The 19,533-nt window shown below is 29.6% G+C and carries 16 protein-coding genes; 14 read left to right on the forward strand and 2 right to left on the reverse strand.

Annotated features, from left to right (window positions below):
* Positions 1–20: 20 nt before the first annotated feature.
* From XJ44_RS08150 to XJ44_RS08185, 8 genes are read left to right on the forward strand one after another with little or no spacing between them, the layout of a single operon-like run.
* On the forward strand, positions 21–4,052 hold the full coding sequence (locus tag XJ44_RS08150; protein ID WP_077198669.1) for a GGDEF domain-containing protein: 4,032 nt from the start codon (positions 21–23) through the stop codon (positions 4,050–4,052).
* A complete protein-coding gene (murB, locus tag XJ44_RS08155; protein ID WP_077198670.1) occupies positions 4,027–4,920 on the forward strand; it encodes a UDP-N-acetylmuramate dehydrogenase in 894 nt (297 codons plus the stop codon). Before XJ44_RS08150 ends, murB begins: the two co-directional genes overlap by 26 nt.
* A 13-nt stretch (positions 4,921–4,933) precedes the next feature.
* Positions 4,934–6,274, forward strand: coding sequence for an aminopeptidase (locus XJ44_RS08160; RefSeq protein ID WP_077198671.1), 1,341 nt, complete (start codon positions 4,934–4,936; stop codon positions 6,272–6,274).
* Between the two features lie 4 nt (positions 6,275–6,278).
* Positions 6,279–6,701: a MarR family winged helix-turn-helix transcriptional regulator gene (locus tag XJ44_RS08165; RefSeq protein WP_075666483.1), complete on the forward strand. Its 423-nt coding sequence runs from the start codon at positions 6,279–6,281 to the stop codon at positions 6,699–6,701.
* Positions 6,702–6,706: 5 nt separating this feature from the next.
* On the forward strand, positions 6,707–8,083 hold the full coding sequence (locus XJ44_RS08170; protein WP_077198672.1) for a PEGA domain-containing protein: 1,377 nt from the start codon (positions 6,707–6,709) through the stop codon (positions 8,081–8,083).
* The gene (locus tag XJ44_RS08175) at positions 8,084–9,382 is read left to right on the forward strand and encodes an S-layer homology domain-containing protein (RefSeq protein WP_077198673.1); all 1,299 of its coding nucleotides are present in this window, start codon (positions 8,084–8,086) and stop codon (positions 9,380–9,382) included.
* Positions 9,383–9,395: 13 nt separating this feature from the next.
* The gene (locus XJ44_RS08180) at positions 9,396–10,766 is read left to right on the forward strand and encodes a DUF342 domain-containing protein (protein WP_077198674.1); all 1,371 of its coding nucleotides are present in this window, start codon (positions 9,396–9,398) and stop codon (positions 10,764–10,766) included.
* Positions 10,763–11,551, forward strand: coding sequence for a type I phosphomannose isomerase catalytic subunit (locus tag XJ44_RS08185; RefSeq protein ID WP_077198675.1), 789 nt, complete (start codon positions 10,763–10,765; stop codon positions 11,549–11,551). Before XJ44_RS08180 ends, XJ44_RS08185 begins: the two co-directional genes overlap by 4 nt.
* Here the strand turns inward: XJ44_RS08185 and XJ44_RS08190 are convergent.
* Positions 11,520–12,401 (reverse strand): damage-control phosphatase ARMT1 family protein, encoded by an 882-nt coding sequence (locus tag XJ44_RS08190; protein WP_077198676.1) that lies wholly within the window; start codon positions 12,399–12,401, stop codon positions 11,520–11,522. The genes XJ44_RS08185 and XJ44_RS08190 overlap by 32 nt on opposite strands.
* Before the next feature lies 1 nt (position 12,402).
* Positions 12,403–12,657: an acyl carrier protein gene (locus XJ44_RS08195; protein WP_075666489.1), complete on the reverse strand. Its 255-nt coding sequence runs from the start codon at positions 12,655–12,657 to the stop codon at positions 12,403–12,405.
* Positions 12,658–12,821: 164 nt separating this feature from the next.
* Here XJ44_RS08195 and ruvB point away from each other — a divergent pair, with 164 nt between their 5' ends.
* From ruvB to XJ44_RS08225, 6 genes are read left to right on the forward strand one after another with little or no spacing between them, the layout of a single operon-like run.
* A complete protein-coding gene (gene ruvB, locus XJ44_RS08200) occupies positions 12,822–13,796 on the forward strand; it encodes a Holliday junction branch migration DNA helicase RuvB (RefSeq protein ID WP_077198700.1) in 975 nt (324 codons plus the stop codon).
* Entirely contained in the window at positions 13,789–14,484 is a 696-nt protein-coding gene (locus tag XJ44_RS08205; RefSeq protein ID WP_075666490.1) for a YggS family pyridoxal phosphate-dependent enzyme, read from the forward strand. Before ruvB ends, XJ44_RS08205 begins: the two co-directional genes overlap by 8 nt.
* Positions 14,484–14,774, forward strand: a complete 291-nt coding sequence (locus tag XJ44_RS08210) for a YggT family protein (RefSeq protein WP_075666491.1) — start codon at positions 14,484–14,486, stop codon at positions 14,772–14,774. Before XJ44_RS08205 ends, XJ44_RS08210 begins: the two co-directional genes overlap by 1 nt.
* Positions 14,771–15,526, forward strand: coding sequence for an NAD(+) kinase (locus XJ44_RS08215; RefSeq protein ID WP_075666492.1), 756 nt, complete (start codon positions 14,771–14,773; stop codon positions 15,524–15,526). The genes XJ44_RS08210 and XJ44_RS08215 overlap by 4 nt, the downstream gene beginning before the upstream one ends.
* 10 nt (positions 15,527–15,536) lie before the next feature.
* On the forward strand, positions 15,537–16,229 hold the full coding sequence (locus XJ44_RS08220) for a phosphate signaling complex PhoU family protein (RefSeq protein ID WP_075666493.1): 693 nt from the start codon (positions 15,537–15,539) through the stop codon (positions 16,227–16,229).
* Positions 16,226–19,516: a YjgP/YjgQ family permease gene (locus tag XJ44_RS08225; RefSeq protein WP_077198677.1), complete on the forward strand. Its 3,291-nt coding sequence runs from the start codon at positions 16,226–16,228 to the stop codon at positions 19,514–19,516. Before XJ44_RS08220 ends, XJ44_RS08225 begins: the two co-directional genes overlap by 4 nt.
* The last annotated feature ends 17 nt before the right edge of the window (positions 19,517–19,533 follow it).

A 19,533-nucleotide genomic window follows, 5' to 3' on the forward strand; every position in this document is an offset into this window, starting at 1 on the left:
AAGTTTCAAGGGGGAAATATATGAAAATTTTAAAATTTTTTAGGAAGACTTATAATGGAGAGGAATATATCATTGAAGAAGAAGGAAATATAAAAAGAATGAAAGTTATAGACAAAGATTTAGTTGGAAATTTTATGGAATTTTCCAACTATTTGAGTTTGTTAAATTATGTAATGGGTTTTTTAAAGCCTGAAAGATACGAAATAGAAAATGAAAAGGTAGTTTTGTATTTTGCATATAACAACGAGCAACCCGTTGAAATTGAAAAACTCTCTTTAAGCTCTAAGAGAGCACTTTTTTTGATTTTGCTAAATTTGCTTCAAGAAATTTATCATATACCAAATTTATTTTTTCCAATTTTTTCTGTTGACGATATTTTGTTACAGGAAAATACTTTTGTTGTACAGCCACCAATTTGGTTATCCAGAAACATGGTTCCTGAGATAAAAGATAGAGTTTTTGTTGCGCCTGAATTTTTGAAAAAACAGCAAATTGTTGAAAAATCTACGGTTTACGTTATTGGAAAATTTTTAGAAAAACTAAACTTGGAAAATGACGAGATAAATAAAGTAATAAAAGAAATGGTAAGAGAGGATGTTACCAAAAGAAATTTTCATTTTGGAATGCCAAGTGTTTATAAAAGTTTTTTGGAAATGAATTTTGTTGTTCCTACTATCCAAAGACCTGAACTTGATATTATTTTAAAAGTTGTAGATTATCCTGAAAGATTTATTGGAGTTGTAGGAGAACAAAGAATGGGTAAAACCACCTTAATTAATATACTGCAAGACAGGTTTATGGTAGAAGGGAAAAATGTTATCCGTGCAAATAGTATTAAACAATTTGCATTGCAACTTTTACAATTGGCAGCAGATAAAGGTTCAGAAAATGTACTGAGTGAGATCAGTGATATTATAAAAAATGGCGGGAAAGTAGATACGCTTGTACCTTTAGTTGGAAGTGTAATGGAGGAATTTGATCAGATTATAATATTAGTTGATGATTATCAAGAAAAATTCGATAATTTTAAAGTTTTTTTGAAAGAATTATCTAAGTTGAGTTTTTCTGGAAATCATAAGATTATAGCTTTTTCAACGGAAGAATTTGAGGATTTTGAAAAAGTAATAACATTGAATCCTTTTAGTGTAGAAAATGTAAGAGAATTAGTGGAAAAGTCATTTGGTAAAATTGAGAAATTAGATATTTTGGTTGATTTTTTACATAAGGTAAGTAGTGGGTTTCCCGGGATCTTGGTGGAAATTTTGGGTTCCCTTGTTGAGAAAAAAATATTAAGAAAAAATATAGAAAAAAATTGTTGGATTTGCGATTTTGAAAGACTAGAAAATTTTAGTTTTGAAAATATTTTTGATGTTTTCTCTATGCTAAATGCAGAAGATGTATATTCTTTGAGGTGTTTATCTGTTTTGGGACAGAAGTTTACTGTAGAAGAAATAAAATTACTTGAAAAAATATTAAATAAAGATTTTTCAAAAATTATAGAGTTATCTGAAAAAAGGGGAATTTTATATAGAGAGTATTCTATTTGGAGATTTACACTGAAACAATATTGGCAGAAGTTGTATTCTCAAGCGGAAAGAAAAAAGGAAATTCATCAAAAACTTATCTGTGAGTATTTGAAGTTTGATTTTTTTGGAGTTTACCAAAAAGTGGCGTGGCATTTTAAAATGTTAGGAGAGGAAAAAAAAGCCGTAATTTTTTACTTAAAAGCAATAAGAAGGGGACTTGAAAAATACTATTCACCTAATATATTACTTAAAATGATTTCTGAAGCGGAAGATCTTGCCCCTGGAAAGGTTTTGTATTCGTTGATTAGATTTAAAATAGAAGTATATTACCGTACATTTAAAAAGATTAACTTTGAAGTTTCGGATAAGGAAATCTTTTTGTATTGGAGGATGGCTGCAAAATTTGTTAATCAAAAAAATAGAGAAGTTGTGGAATTTTTTGAGGAAAATAAAGAAAAATTACAAGGATTTGGAAAGATAGGGACTTATAGGAGGATATTGTTATATTACTTGGCACTTTATAATTTAGGATTATACGATAAAATAGATATTTCTGTTTTAAAAGAAATCTCATCAATTAAAGATGTAGATTCAAAATTTGTCATGGATTTAAAAATAAGGGCTCTTATTTTATTGGGGGATCTCTTATCTCGTAGAGATAAGCTTTCTTCGGATTACTTTTATAATACAGCAGAGATGATAGCAAAAGAAAAGGAATTATACCACTTTTTACCCACTATATATAACAATAAATCGTTTAACATTGGTAATTTTGTCATATTAAGACAATTGCTTGATAAGTCTATTTATTATGCAGAAAAGGTTGGATTAACTAATCTTTCTATAGTTTCCAAGATAAATAAGATTTATACAATGCTATATATAGGAAATATTAGAGAGTTTTTTATGGAACTTTCAAAATTAAGGAAGATAATTAAATTAAAAAATATGGATTATGAACTTGCTGAGACTTATAAATTGGAAGTGTTATATCATATCTACAATAGAGAATTTGAAGAAGGGTACAAAGATTTGATGATAATAAATAAGATTTCACAGAAGTTTGAAATTAGTGATTCTTATCTTAAATCTTTGTTTATGTTATATATTTTTACTGGAAAAGTTGAACTTGCAAGAGCACTATACGAAGAACATAAAAATGAAAAGTCATTTTTGGAATGGGGATTTAACTATTTTGTTAAATTAAGTCTTGCAGAAGATGAAGATAAATTTAAAAGAGTTTGGGATGAGTATAAAGATTCAGACGTGTTTTTGTGGAGGGAGGAAATTTTCTCATTATTTGGCGAGAAAATAGCCAAAGTTGATCCTGAAGGTTTCTTTGAGCAATTGAGATTTTTTGAAAAAGATTATGCAAGTCAAGATTTGAAGTTGTCATTGGCGCTTTTGTATGAAGGATTTGCCAAATATTACAAGGTTTTAGGAAAGAGTTATAGGTATAGCCTGTATATTTCAAAAGCATATTCATTGTATAGAGAAATTGGGTTGGAGAATTACGTGAGAATTTTGGAGAAAAACGAAAGTGCAGGTATAAATTCTTATTTTAAGAAGGGGCAAAATATTTCCGATATGCTTCAAAAACAAAATATTTCTAAGGGATTGAAAGATTACTTTTTAAAATCTAATTTTGCATTGGAAGTTTTAGAAGAACTAAAGGCTATAGAAGAAATAGAAGAACCGCAAAATATCATAAATTATTTTGCAAGTAAAATTATTCAAATATTGCCTGTTAATGAAGTTGCTATTTATGTTGAAGATAAGCAAATTGAAGAAAAGTTTGAATTTTCTAACGCAGATGATATATTGAAAGAAGATTCTATAGAAAAATCACCACTGAGAATTAGAATTTCAGATAAGATTGATAAATACTTAGAATATTATATATACATTTCAAATAAAAATTTGAGAATTAGTGATGAAGAACTATTATATATCTTAGATTTATTAAAGATTGTAGAATATGGTTTTGTTACAGCACTTAAGTCATCTATATTAAGAATTAGAAGTCTTTTAGATCCTTTGACAAAATTGTATACAAGATATTACTTTGCAGAAAAGATAGAACAATATTTTATAAGGGCCAAAAAATTTAGAGAAAAAATGTCGATAATAATGTGTGATTTGGATCACTTCAAACAGATAAATGATAAATATGGACATTTAGTAGGGGATAGAGTTCTAAAGGAAGTAGCTCGTATCTTAAAAGGTGGTGTACGTAATAAAAATGATATAGTTGGAAGATATGGTGGTGAAGAATTTATAATTTTGCTTTCAAATACTTTTTCTAAAGAGGCTAAACAGATTGCAGAGAGATTAAGAAGAGAAATTGAATTGATTGATAGATTTCCATTTAAAATAACTATGAGTTTTGGAATAGCATGTTATCCTGAAGTAAAGGTGGATACTTCAGATGAACTTGTTGGATATGCAGATGATGCATTATATAAAGCAAAAGACTTGGGAAGAAATAGGGTGGTAGTATTTGAAGTATTTAAAGAAAATAATTAATATATTATTGGAATTGGGAAATGATGTATATACCAATGAAAAATTAAAATGCCATGTAAGTTTTAGAATAGGTGGGCCAGTTAGGTTATTTGTAGTTCCCTATTCATTGGAATCATTTGTTAAAACAATAAAACTATTTGAAGGTAATGTTAGAATTCTTGGAAATGGTACTAATGTTTTACCAAAAGATGATTTTATGGATTATAACATTCTTTCTACAGAAAAGTTAACGGAGATTGTTTTTGAAAAAGATTTACTGGTATGTGAAAGTGGTTTAAATTTAAAGAGATTGTGTCTTTATGCATTACAGCATGGTTTTTCTGGATTTGAAAAAGCATATGGGATACCGGGAAGTGTTGGTGGAGCTGTATATATGAATGCAGGGGCTTTTGGTTGGGAAACAGCAAATTTGGTTGAATTTGTCGATGTATATGATGGAAATAAGATCAGAAGATTAAGTAAATCAGAATTGGATTTTTCATACAGAAATAGTATTTTCAAAAAAAATAAAGGATTATTTATTTTGAGAGTGGGATTTAAAATATTTGAAGGAGATAAGCAAAAAATATTTTTGGAAATGAATGATATTATAAAAAAAAGAGTTGAAAAGCAACCATTAGAGTTCCCAAGCGCTGGTAGTGTATTTAAAAGACCAAAAGAGAACTTTTATGTTGGTAGTGCTATAGAAAAGATTGGATTGAAAGGTTTTAATATAGGAGGAGCTATGATATCTGAGAAACATGCAGGGTTTATAATAAATTACAACAATGCAACATCAAAAGATGTAAAAGATATTATTAATCACGTAAAAAATAAAATTTATGAAGCATACAAAGTTAATTTGGAAACTGAAATAGAAATTTGGTAAAGGAGGAAAAGTTATGAAAAATCTTTGGAAATTGAGGGACATTAACGAGGTAGAAAGTTTTGGAAAAAGTTATAGAGAATTTATAGATACTGCTGTAACCGAAAGACTTGCGGTGGAATTTTTTGAAAAAATGCTTCTTAAAAATGGATTTATACCATTGGAAAAATATACTGGAAATGAAGAAAAAATATACTATATCAATGCAAACAAGTCTTTGGTCGCCGCAAGAATTGTCGGTGAACCAAGGGATGGATTTAACATTATAGCTGCTCATATTGATGCGCCGCGTTTTGATCTTAAACCTAATCCATTATTTGAGGACGAATCTATTGCAATGTTAAAGACACATTACTATGGAGGAGTAAAGCTTTACCAATGGTACAATATTCCTTTAGCACTTGTTGGAGTGGTTTATAAATTAGATGGTACAAAAATTGATATAAATATAGGTTTGAGTGAAGAAGATCCTGTGTTTTTATTTGCTGACTTATTACCACATTTAGATAAGGAAGATAAAAAAGTAAGTGAAAAATTTCAGGGAGAAAAAATGAATTTAATCGTTGGCTCTATTCCTTTAGATGGCTCTGAGAAAGATGCAATAAAGAAAAATATATTAAAGATTTTAAAGGAAAAGTACGATATTGAGGAAGAAGATTTTGTAAGCGCTGATATTGAAGTTGTTCCTGCAATTAAGTCAAGAGAAGTGGGATTTGATAGAAGTATGATTGCGGCATATGGGCAAGATGATAGAATTTGTTCGTATCAGGCTATTATGGCGTTGGTTGACGCAAAAAAATTGGAAAAATCTGCAGCGGTTATTTTATTTGATAGGGAAGAAATTGGAAGTGAGGGTAATGCAGGTGCCAAAGCAAGGTTTTACAAGAAATTTTTTAGAAGTATTTTAAAAGCCAAGGGAGAAAGCGATGTAGAATTTGCATTAGATGAATTATTTGAAAATTCTTTTGTTGTTTCTGCAGATGTTGCTGCATTAATAAATCCCAACTTTAAAGACGTACATGATAAATTCAACGCTCCAAGGATTGGGAATGGAGTTGTTGTAGTAAAATATACTGGAGTACGCGGTAAAGCTGGTGCAAGTGAAGCACATGCGGAAACATTGTTGCACGTAAGAAGAGTATTAAACAGTGCAAAAATAAGGTGGCAAGTTGGAACTTTGGGGAGAATTGGAGTAGGTGGTGGAGGAACAGTTGCAAAATTTTTGGCTCAAGAAGGTTTTAATGTTATTGATATGGGTCCAGGATTATTAAGCATGCATTCACCGTATGAAATTGTGTCAAAGATTGATTTATTTGAAACATATCTAGCGTACAAAGAATTAGTTTCAAAGAGGTGAAATTGTGTCGAAAAATGTTGAAAATCTTTTGAGGGAGATTTGTTTTAGAATTAAAATAAAAGGAAGAGAAGTATTAAAGGATTTTCCTATAACTCCTGCGCAATTTGATTTGATGCAAAAGCTTTATTTTACTGGTGAAAAAACAATGACAGATTTAAGTAAAATGTTAGGAATAGCTAAAAGTACAACTACAGGTTTAGTCTCAAGATTGGAAGCTGAAGGTTTTGCAGAAAGAAAGAGAAAAAATGATGATAAAAGGGTTATTGCTGTGGACTTAACAGAAAAAGGTAAAGCGGTAATTGATAAAGTTATTTTAAAAAGGATAGAATTTGTGGAAAAAGTAATAGAGGATTTTGATGATAAGTCCAAGAAACAGCTTATTGTTCTTTTGGTGAAATTGAATGAATCAATGAAAGATTACGGGTGATAGTTATGAGAAAAACTTTTGTTATTTTGATTTTACTTTTTACAAGTATGTTTTTTTCTGAGTTGGTAATTATAACTGAGCCAAGCGCAATGGTGTATTGGAATGATAAATTAATTGATGTTGTTCCGTTAAATGGTGTTTTAAAGATTTCCAATTTGACGTATCCAGGAAAATTAAAGATTGTTAAACCCGGTTATTCAATATATGAAACACTGGTTTCAACAGAAAGCACTTTAAACGTTTCATTATCATTGCCTTCTTACGTTGAAATAACCACAGATCCTGAAAATGTCAAGATTTATATCAACGGTAAATTTTACGGTTTATCACCTTCTGTTTTTGAAGTTCCGGCTGGTTTTTTAGAAATTCACTTGGAAAAGGAAGGGTTTATTTCGAAAACTTTAAATTTGCATGTGGGAGCTTCAAAAATTGAGAAAATAAATGTAAAACTTAAAAGGTTTGTCAAATTGAGGATTAATGCTTCTGAAAAGTTAAATGTAATTTTTAATGGAAAATATTTAACTATTCCTACAGAATTGGAAGTTTTACCTGGAAAATATGTTTTAGAGTTACTAGATCCCGAATTTGTTAAATTGAAACAAGAAATAGATGTTCCAAATGCAGAAGAATATGAGTTTAACGTAGATGAGACGAAATTTTCCAAGCTTTACGTTTATGGTTTTCCAGAAAATGCCGAAATTATTTTTAACAGCATTTCAAAGGTAAGCCCAGCAAATTTTAAAGCAATGCCAGGAGATTATGAAATTACAATTAGAAGCGAAGGTTATAAGGAGTTAAAAAAGAAAATAAATTTAAAGTCTGGAAATAATACTTATGTTTATAATTTAAAGAGAAATGTAATTTCAAAAATAAACGAAAATTTATTGGTATTTCTTGACGGTATAAAAGCATCTAATCTTTTTGTTGCAAAAAGGTTGTATTTTACAAAGATAGTAGGAAAAAACAGGGAGTGGTATGGTTTTACAGATGGATCTATTGAAAAGATGCCAGAAAGTTATAGTATAATTTTAGGTAGAGAGGGTGCAGTAGAATATAAGGGGATAAGGTATAACTCTCCAGCGATTATAAATGCAAGATTTGGTGAGATTTTAACCTTTATTTCAGATGATGATTCTACAAATTTTACAGTTGTAAATAACTTGATTATTGATGATGAAGAACATTGTGTAGTAAATGTCTATTCTAAGGATAAATTAGATGTTTATGTTGATGATAAGTTTATTGGTAGAACTCCCATTTATTTTTTGGTTTTGCCAAAGGGGATGCATAAGTTTAGATTTCAAAAAGAAGGTATTATTGTGTCTGAAAATAAAGTGATAATTCAAAATGGCATATTAAATGAGGTGTTTGGAGGGGATTAAATGAAAAAATTAGTATTAGGTTTAATATTATTTCTCAGTATAGCGTTTTCTGCTGAGATAACTATAACGGATTTGTCTCCAATTGTGCCAGAATATTCTGCAGTTGAATTTTTGGTTAGAAACCAAATAATGGAATTAGATATTAATGGTAATTTTAAACCTTCATTGCTTATTACAAGACTTGATATTGCAAAAATATTGTATACCGTTATACAAAAATACAGTTTGGATAAGTTATCTGAATTAGAAAATGTTCTTTTAAATATTAACGAAGATTTAAAAACATATAAAGCAGCTTTAAATGGAGTAGATAAAAGGATGTCGCTACTTGAAGATTCTTTTTCCAAAACAAAGATGAGGTTTGAAGAGATAGAACGTTTTGTAAAAAAAGCATCTGAAACTGTTTTATCTGAAGGAGCAATTGAAAAAATTTATGAAAAGTTAAATAATTTAGATAAAGAATATGCAAAAAAGGAAGATTTAAACACACTTTCTGCACAAATTTCTATGATATCTGAAATATTCAATACTCAGATAAAAAAGTTTGATGAAAAAATTGCGTCTATTGAAAAAATTGGAGAACTTGAAAAAAAAGTAAGTATTTTGAATACCGAACTAGATGAGTTAAAGACTAATTTTTTAGAAGAACAGGCGAGAAATTTGGCAAAGTTTTCAAAATTAAACGAGCAATTGGGGAATATACCTTCTGATGTAACTAATTTGAATCTAATGGTTTCGCAGCTTTCAAAAAAAATAACGGCTATTGAAGATTTGTATAATAAATTAGGAGATTTAAAACCTAGTGATTTTGAAAAACTATCTAAGATTTCGGAAATGGAAACAAAAATTAATGAATTATACACTATGTTATCTGATTTAAAGTCTTTTTCTGGTGATTTGGATACTTTAAGACAAAGGTTGGAAGGTATAGATATTTTAACGGTTAGAAATGTGGTAAATAAATTTGGGATTATTGAAAATAGGTACCAACAATTGGAAGTAAGGGTACAAAATTTGGAGGATTCTTTCGGGAAATTTGATGTATATGATCAGAAAATCAAAGAATTTGAGGCGAAATTATCTGAAATAGAAAATAAAAAGATTGCTTTAGACAATATTTCAAAGATTTCCAATGATGTGGAAGACTTAAAAAAATACAAAGGTGAATCTGAAAAAGTTTTAAACGTAATGACGGATAAGATCCTAGAAGCGGAAAATAAAATTAATACTCTTCAAATTGTTTCCATTGTTTCTGTGATTATTTCCGTTTTATCATTGGTAGTGGTATTTACAAAGTAAGAGGGGGGGATTTATGTTAATAAATGTGAAGATTTCTGAAGATAAAATGAGTGCTAGTGTTATACTTGAAGAAACTTCAGATAATGAAAAAGTTAGTCAAAAAGATATAATGGATGCATTAAAGGAAAATGGGGTAGTTTTTGGAATTGATAGTGATGTAATAAATAGAATATGTGAAAATCCAGAATTTAATGTACCTATAAAGGTTGCTTTTGGAAAACCAGCTGGTATTGGATTAGATGGAAGTATAGAATTTGTAGATTTCGAAAAAGGTATGGAAAATAAAAGTGATAAAGTAGATTTTAGGGAGTTTCCAACACACAGAAGGATTATTGTTAAGAAGGGGCAAAAAATAGCTTCAATTTTCCCACCTACTAAAGGGGAAGATGGAATAAATGTTTTAGGAGAACCTGTTTTGGGAAAAAATGGAAAAGAAATTGAGCTTAAGTTAGGGAAAAATGTTGAAAAAATTGATGATGAAATATATGCAAAAGTTGATGGAATTTTAAAAGTAGACAATGATACGAATTTTATAGATGTTGAAGAGACTTTGGAAATAGATGGTAATGTGGATTATTCCGTTGGAAATATTGATTTTCCCGGAACTGTTATAGTTAAAGGAGATGTTAAATCAGGATTTGTTGTAAGGGCAAAAGGAGATATTGAAGTTGGAGGATTAATCGAAGCAGCTACTGTAATTTCGTTAGAAGGGAATATTACTGCGACAGGTATTAAAGGACGTGAAAAAGGTATTGTAAAATGTAAAGGTACTTTGAAGATAAAATTTGCGGAAAATGCCACTATTGAAGCTGGAGGGGTTGTCTTTAATGAACAATTGAGTAATTGTAAAGTGAAAGCCAGAAAATCGATTACTTCAGAAAATGGAAAAGGTGTAATAGTAGGAGGAGATTATGTAGCTGAATTTGAAATTGTAGTTGAAGAAGCAGGTTCAGAAATTGCAACGCCTACACATCTTGAGGTGGGAATTTCACCTGAACTTATTGAAGAAAGAAATTTATTAAAAACTCAAATAATGCTTGATAAACAAAATGCAGAAAAATTATTGCAAATATTAAAGCAGTATAAAGTACTAAAGGAGAAAGGTGTAAAAATACCTGAAGATAAAAAGAAATTGTTTTTGAAGACATCTAATACTTTAATGGTAATCAAAGAGCAACTTGAAAAAAACACAAAAAGGTTTCATGAACTAGAAGAAAAAATAAACAAAACTAAGGTAAATGCTAGGATAGTTATAAAAAGGATTGTACATCCAGGTGTAGAAGTTTCTATACAAGGAATAAAGTATTATATTAATAAAGGAATGCCTAAGGTTATTTTGAAACTTTCAGAAGGAAAAGTGGTTGTAGGAGGTTATAGTGAATGATAAAAGTTAGACCGCAATTTAGAAACCAAATTTGGGGAAATAAAAAAATAAATGAGATCTTTGGAATAAAAGAAGGAAAAATTGGTGAAATTTGGTTAGTTTCCGGGCATCCACTTTTTACAACGTTAGTAGATGGAAAAGATATTAATGAGATTTCAGAGAGTTTGTGTGGAGAAAGATTTGAAAGATTCCCACTTTTGGTAAAACTTATTTCCACTTCTGATTGGCTTTCTCTTCAAGTTCATCCCGACGATGAATATGCAAAGATTGTGGAAAATGAACCTTGGGGAAAAAATGAAGCGTGGTATTTTTTAAGTGATGGAGAAATAGCAATTTGTGAAGAACCATCACTTATACCAAGAGCCGTAAAAGAAGGAAATTGGCAGGGCATTTTAAAAATTTTAAAAGTAAAAAAAGGGACTTTTGTTAATATCCCAGCAGGGGTAATCCATGCACTTGGTCCCAACTCAACGGTGATTGAAGTTCAACAATCATCAGACCTTACATATAGAATATACGATTGGGGTAGACCTAGAGAGACACACTTAAAAAAAGCTTTAGAAGTTGCAAAATCTGTTAAATTTAAAGATTTATTTTTTGATAGGATTGATACAAAATATTTTAAAATGGATGTAGTTAAGAATTGTAAAATAGATGGATTTAGTATAGTTGTGCCAGAAAAAATAGATAAAAACTTTGGAGCCTCAATAATTCCAAGAGGCTCCAAAGAAGATATATATGATTCTATAGTAATCAAACTTGGTGAATTCTTTTTGAATTCATAAATATTTTAGAGCCTTTTTCTACTCCTATGTAATCGGATATAACTTGGCATTTTGCAACGAGGGCAAAATAAAGGTTTTTTCTGGAAACTTCAGACAAACCTTCAAAATTTCCTTGTCCTTTTGCAATTACAATATCGTGCATGAAAAATGCTTCCCTAAACAATTGTGAGGATTTTTCTAGACAAGTTCCTGCTGTTTTTAATTCGGTATTTATTAATGTAGCAAACTTATCTAACCCAATGGCATAACCGTCCTCGACAGTTGCGTCGTTAATAATAGGATGTCCTTTTAGCGCAACTGATATGTTTAATTTAGGATGAAATTCTTTTAAAATTTCAATAAATAACATATCAAAAACTATTTCTCCTGTATTATCAGCGATATAAAGCAATGTATTAGAATTTGAGATATTGCTTTTAAAGAGTTCGAAATCATCAATCGAGAATGGTTGTTGCCAAATTTCGTTAATTCTATCAAATAGTTCCTCGGGAGAGTTACTTAAAGCACCAAAATCGATTAAATTTCCGGATACTGCAAGCTTGGCTGCTTCATACAATGGATCCGCACAATCAAGTACTTTAAACTTAAAATTTTCGTACAAGGATAGCGCAATTTTATTTGACTTTTCCTTTTCTGTTTTGTATAAATCTTCTTTATCTAATAACTCTTCAAGTTTTTTGTATAAAATTTCCGCAATTTCAATAGGCTTTAATCCAAACCTTGTTTTGGAGAGCTCTTTTAGAATTTCTTTTAGAAATTCAAATTTTTCTTGTTCTGAAGAAACAAATTTATCAAGTATCCTTTGTGCTTGCTCGACATGGCAAGTTAAACATTTACTAATTGATTTCATGTTAATCCTCTCTGTCTTTTAATTTGGGTTCAAGAATATTTAAAAGGTCTTCGATTGTGACAATTCTTTCAAGTTCATCGTCTTCTATCTTTACGCCATACTCATCTTCTAAAATCATTACAAGGTCGACTACATCAAGTGAATCTGCACCCAGATCGTCGATTATATTAGAAGATTCATCTATATCTTCAATGGGAACATCAAGCTTTTCAGCTAAAATTTTACTTACTTGTCTTAAAAGTTCTTCTCTCTTCATTTTATCCCTCCTTAACAGATTAATTACATTAAAGATTAAACACAATTTTTTTAACTTGTCAAGTATATTATATACCAAAATGGTATTTGTTAATACAAATTTTTATGGTATCATTTCAATAAGGAGGTGTGATTATTTCTGAAAGGATAATTGATCCAGAAAAGATGCCAAATGATGTACAAACAATACGACCACAAAAATTAAATGAGTATATTGGGCAAGAAAATATAAAAAAAAGACTAGGACTTGCGATAAAAGCATCAAAGATGAGAAGTGAGGCACTTGACCACGTTTTGTTAGTGGGACCTCCTGGGCTTGGAAAGACTACATTAGCACATATAATTTCAAATGAACTTGAAACTAATATACATGTTACAAGTGGACCAATACTTGAAAAACAAGGGGATGTGGCTGCAATACTTACTAATTTAGAATATAGTGATGTTTTGTTTATTGATGAAATACACAGAATGAATAAATCTGTCGAAGAAATTTTGTATACGGCAATGGAGGATTTTCAGATTGATATTTTAATAGGGAAGGGTCCTTCTGCTAGGTCAATACGGATAGATTTACAACCTTTTACTTTGGTTGGTGCAACAACGCGTAGTGGTTTGTTAAGTGCCCCTTTGCGTAATAGATTTGGTTTAATAATGGAATTGGATTTTTATTCAATAGAAGAATTAAGCAAGATAATTGAAAGAGCGGCTTCAGTGTTAAATGTTGAGATTAAAAAAGATGCTGCAATTTTGCTTGCAAGAAGATCAAGGGGGACTCCTAGAATAGCTCTAAGACTTTTAAGAAGGGTCAGAGATATGAGTACAATACGTGGAAAAGTTACAATAGATATGCATATGGTTGGAGAAATAATGGAACTTTTGGGAATAGATGAAGAAGGATTAGATGAGCTTGATAGAAGAATTTTAAAAACAATAATAGAGGTGTATAATGGAGGACCAGTTGGTGTGAAATCACTAGCTGCATCTGTTGGTATCTCAGAAGATAGTATTTCAGAAGTTTATGAACCTTACCTTTTGCAAAGTGGATTTATTGCACGTACTCACAGGGGAAGAATAGCTACACAAAAAGCGTATAAACATCTGGGAATAAATGTAAAAAGGGGGCTTTTTGATGAGTAATGAATTAAAGGAAAGATATGAGGTAGTAGTAAATAGCATAAATAGTAAAATGTTGGAAGTTGGAAGAAAGGATGAAATAAAACTTGTTGCGGTGAGCAAGACTTTTCCAGTAGATGTAATTAAAAATGCGTATGAAATTGGGGTTAGGATATTTGGTGAAAACTACGCGCAAGAATTACGCGATAAATCGAAAATTTTGAAAGATTATGATATAGAGTGGCATTTTATTGGAAGAATACAGTTAAATAAATTAAAATACATAGTCCCGATAGCAGAATTAATCCATTCTGTTACAAGATTAGAGGAAATAAAAGAAATCAATAAATTAAGCACGAAATTTAACAAGGTTCAAAAGGTTTTAGTACAGGTGAATTTATCAGGTGAAACAACCAAAGCAGGATTAAGAAGTGAAGAAGTAGAAGATTTTATAAAAAAGGCATATGAATTTGAAAATGTAAAGATTATTGGTTTAATGACTATGGCCCCTTTTACTAATGATGTTGAGGCTATAAGGCGTGTATTTAGGAGTGCAAAGTTTTTAAAAGAAAAACTCCTTAAAAAATTTCCAGAGATTAAGGAACTTTCAATGGGGATGTCAAATGATTATCTAATTGCCATTGAAGAAGGTGCGACTATATTAAGAATTGGTAGTAAGATTTTTGGAGAAAGAAATGGGAGGTTGAAATAATGTTTATTTTAGGTAATTTTTTGATAGGATTGGGGGTAGCTTTGCGAATTTTAATAGATATTGAGATGTTTTTTGTTATTATCTCTGCTATTTTAAGTTGGTTTCCATTACCTTCAAGGATATATTATTATTTTCAAGCAATTGCCGATATTGTGGAAAAACCTGTAAGAAGATTAATTCCAAGAATTGGACCTGTGGATATTTCGCCGTTAATAAGCATAGTAATATTGGTGTTTTTGGATAGATTTTTAATACAGAGTATTATAGATTTGGGGTATATGTTGAAATGAAAACTATAGGAATATTTTATAAACCTACGTTAAAGGATATTGCCGAAAAATTTAAGAAAGATCTTCTTTTTGAAGGATTTGATGTTGTTTATTGTAATGAAAAATTGCTAAATATTGAAGTGGATTTGACGTTGGTCTTAGGTGGAGATGGAACATTTTTGAAAGCGGCGCATAAAGTAAAAAATCCGTTAGTAGGATTTAAAGGTGGGCGATTGGGATTTTTATCCAGTTATACGTTGGAAGATTTTGAAAAATTTTTGTTTGATTTAAAGGAAAATAATTTTGTAAAGGATAGAAGATTTTTTTTGAAAGTTGAAAAGTTTTACAGTTTAAATGAACTTCTGTTGATAAAGGATCCTACTCAAAAGATGTTGGATATACAAGTTTTTTTTCAAGATGGTAGCTTTTACTTTCACGCGGATGGGCTTATAGTTAGTACTCCAACCGGTTCAACTGGGTATTCATTATCATTGGGAGGACCTATTTTGCTCCCAAATGTGAGTTCTTTTGTAATTACACCAGTTGCTCCACAATTTTTGGCATCACGAAGTATTATTATACCAGATAGTGAGGAAGTGTTAATTAAGTTAAATCAGAAGTCAAATCTTGTTTTAGATGGAATGGGATTTGGTAAAGTAAGTGAAGTTAAGATAAAAAAGTCGAAGAAAAAGATAATAATTTTAAGACCAAAGGATTATGATTTTTCAAAATCTATAAAGGAAAAGTTGGGATACGGTAAAAAATTTTTGTAGGGTGGTTGGTATGGATTGGATATTAAAAGAACATGTGGAAGATTTGAAGAAAATGGTTTTGAAAGAAGGATGGTTAATTGAGTCTTTGTTAAATCAAGTGTTGAATGCTTTGAAGGAAAGGGATAAAGATGCAGCATTTAGTGCTTTAAAAAATGAGAATGATATCAATGTAATGGATATGAAAATAAGGGAGAAGGCTTTAATAATATTATCTACCATGATGCCTATGTCTAGAGAGCTGAGAATGGTTACGGGAAGCTTTGTTATTTCAAGCTATTTTCAAGAGATTGCGGAAAAAACACTTGATATTGCAAAAAAAGTTTTAGAACTTATTAAAGAACCGCAGTTAAAACCGTTGATCACGATTCCAGAAATGACTAAAATTTCTTTAATTATGTTAAGAGAGAGTATGAGAATGTTTGCAGATCAAAATGTATCTGGAGCAGAATCGATTTGTGAAAAGGATGCGGAAATAGATAATTTCTTTGAAGATATTAGAAAAGAATTGATGGTTTATATGATGGAAGATTCAAAATATGTAAAAAGGGCATTGATATTATTAGAGATATCACAAAGAATAGAAGAAATAGCGGATCTTGCTACAAAAATTGTAGAAACAACATCGTATATAATTACCGGTAGGCAATATAAATGTTACGAGGATAAATTGCATACTATCGAGTCTTTGGAGGATAAAGCTTGAAGGTTTTAACAAAGTATGTTTCAAAACTTTCAATAGGTCCTTTTTTAATGGGAGTTGGGGCTTTTGTTTTGTTTGCAAGTGTTGAGCTTTTGTATCAACTCTCTGATATTATTGTTAGACATAGAGTTAGTATATTAAAGCTTTTTGAGCTTGTATATTATAACTTGCCGTATTTTGTCTCTATGGGAATTCCAGTAGGGGTTTTATTTTCCATTTTCTGGGTTTTATCTCAGTTATACAATTCTAAGGAGATTACAGCGCTACTTGTTCATGGTATTCCCTCTCGAAAATTAGTATATCCTTTTTTCATGTTATCAATTTTATTTGGTATTTTTGCATTTTATTTAAATGATCAAGTAGTTCCATCTTTTAATCATAAGGCTATGGAAACTATATCTAGGTATGTTTACAAAAAGCCAGAAATTTCCATTAGGGAAAATGTCTTGACTAAGATAGATGATTCTCAATATTTTTTTGTTAAGAGATATGATCAGTCTAACGGCATTTTATACAATGTTGTTCTTTTTCAAAATGTAAAAAATGAAGAGAGAATAATTACCGCGCAAAAAGTTATAAAAGAAGACTCAAAGTGGTTTTTAATCAATGGTAAAATGTATATTACCGATAATGATGGTTTTTTGAAATTAGATGTTAATTTTTCAAAGATAAAGTTGAATTTAAAAGAAGATTTGGAAAGTCTTATGAGGTTTGGAAAGTCGCCTAGAGATATGACAGGTGAAGAATTAAAAAATAAAATAAGAACTTTTAAAAAGTTGGGTATTGATCCTGCTCCGTGGATTGTGGAATTACATAGTAGGTATGCAAATTCAATTGGCCCTTTTATAATAGCCATCCTTGGTGTTCCGTTGTCTTTATTGTTTGGATTAAAAAGTAAGTCTTGGAGTGTTATTTTTACCTTTTCTATTGTTGTGTTGTACCAAGGTTCTGGTGCTTGGATTTCTGCAATGGGGAAGGAAAATCTAATGGAGCCCGTTTTAGCAGCTTGGTTCCCGAATTTAATTTTTGCAACTGTTGGTGTATTTTTGTTTTTTTTGCTTGACACACCTTTTGCTTACAAAATTAGAGAATTATTCTCAAAGTTCTTGGTGTTGTTTTTCGTAGCATTTATTTCTGGAAATATGTTTTCAGAAACTGTGAATATGGAAGCTTCTAGTTTGATTTATAATGAAGGATCAGTTTATGCAATGGGTAATGTGCATATAAGTTGGGATGAGAATCTTTTAATATCTGATGAAGCAACTATTTTTGTGGAAAATTCAAAGGCAAAGGTAATAGAAGCATATGGAAATGTGCAATATGTTAAGGAAGGAAAAAAGTATAACGCACGGTATGTAAAGTATTTTTTTTCTGAAAAAAATTCCTATGCTTTAAAGGTAAGAGGAATAGAAAAGTATAAATCAAAAGAAAAGAAAATAGATTTATATTTTGGTGCGGAAAATTTTACGGATAATTCAAGTATGGTTTTGTTAAATGAAGCGTATGTAACAACTTGTGAGTTTAAAGAACCACATTACAAGGTGGAATCGTTGGACGTTTATATTTACGAGGGAAAATATTTAGTTGCGGAAAATTCTGTTTTGTTAATATTAAATTTTCCCATTTTCCCATATCCGATTTATTTTTGGAATTTGGATAAAAATTATAAATCACCTTTTTCTTTTTCCTTTTCTTTAGATAATGGTTTTAATTTATCTACTAAGCAAGAATATAATATGTATGTTGATAATTATCTTTTGAGTACAAAATTAGAGACGGGTGAAAGCTCAAATTTGATTTTCGAGATACAAGATGAGAAAAGAAGCATTTTATATGTGGACTATAAGAAACAATATCTGACTTTAAATTTTAGAAATTTTAATTATATTACCAGATGGGATGAAAAATATACTAACCTAAAGTTCCAGTTTTATCCGTTTTATTACAATGGACTTTTAAATTATAATACATGGAGTAAAAAGTTTGGTTTGAATTTTAAAGGAAAAAGTTTTTGGTATGATATAGGTTTAATCTTAAACAGTAATAGTATAGTACTTAATAATTTTTTTTCAGTCAAAAATATAGATGAAAAGTTATATTTTTTTAATTTTCATATCAATAATGTGAATTTTAATACGCAAATGAAAAAGGAAATTGCAAATTCGACTTTTACAATTTCAGAAACGGGAATTTTCAATTTTTATTTTAAAGATAAATTGTACACTACAAGGTTTAGTGGAAGTTTAAGAGACGATAATTATATAAGCAGGGTTAGTCATTCTTTTAAATTACCATTTGAGTACAAGAGTGAGTTTTTGGATTCAAAGTTTAAATATTCTTTTGAGTTAAATTACTATAATGCACTTACTGATAAATATTATTTAAATTTAGAATTAAGTGATATATATGAATTAAGTTCAAAGCTAAAATTAAAAGTTTTAGAGATCCAACCAAAATATTCGTACAAAAAAAGTTTCAGGTCAGAAAGAGAAGGGTACAACAAATTTAATTTGGATATATCTGTTAAGGGAAATTATATGACTTTTTCATTAATTCAAGGATATGATTTTTTAGAAAAAAGGAGTTTGAATGATAAAATTTCATTAAAGTATTTTTTAGGAAAGTATTTTTCTATGAGTTTTAGTTCCGAATACGACTTTGGGACACAAAAGTTTTTACCTACTACTGTGAAAGTTAATTACTTTAATTCTAAATTTTCATTAAAGTATAGCCTTATTTTTAAATATTATCACAATGATAACGTTCCAATTAAGGAAATAACACATTTTATCACTTTTCAAAAGTTAAAGGGTCGTTTATTACAATCTGTAGAAGAAAATTATATAAAAAATGCATATTTTAAGGGGAGTTTTAAATTAAATGATATGTTAAATATCTTGGAATTTAATTACGTAAAAAATGATATTACAAAACCTTCTGTTTATTCTATAAAGTATAATTTAAAAAAGGGAAATGATTCATTTGGAATAACCTACAAGTTGGATAATTTGTACTTAAATTTAGCTTTAAAATCTTTTGATCCAGGTTTGAAATTTGAGGTAAATTATGATTTTAACGAAGAAAGGGTTAAAGATTTAAAATTAACCTTTTTAAAAAAGTTACACCATTGGATGTTTGAATTTTCATCATGTTTTAATTTTAATAATGATGGGAACTTTGATTTTGAAGATGTAGAAAAGTTTTCTGTATTGTTTTATATCGTAGAATTTGATGAAAAATTCTTGGGATGGGATTTTAAAGAAAATGCCCCGAGTATTGGAATATTTTGATTTTGGAGGTTTTAATT

This window comes from Thermosipho affectus (assembly GCF_001990485.1).
GTDB lineage: Bacteria > Thermotogota > Thermotogae > Thermotogales > Fervidobacteriaceae > Thermosipho > Thermosipho affectus.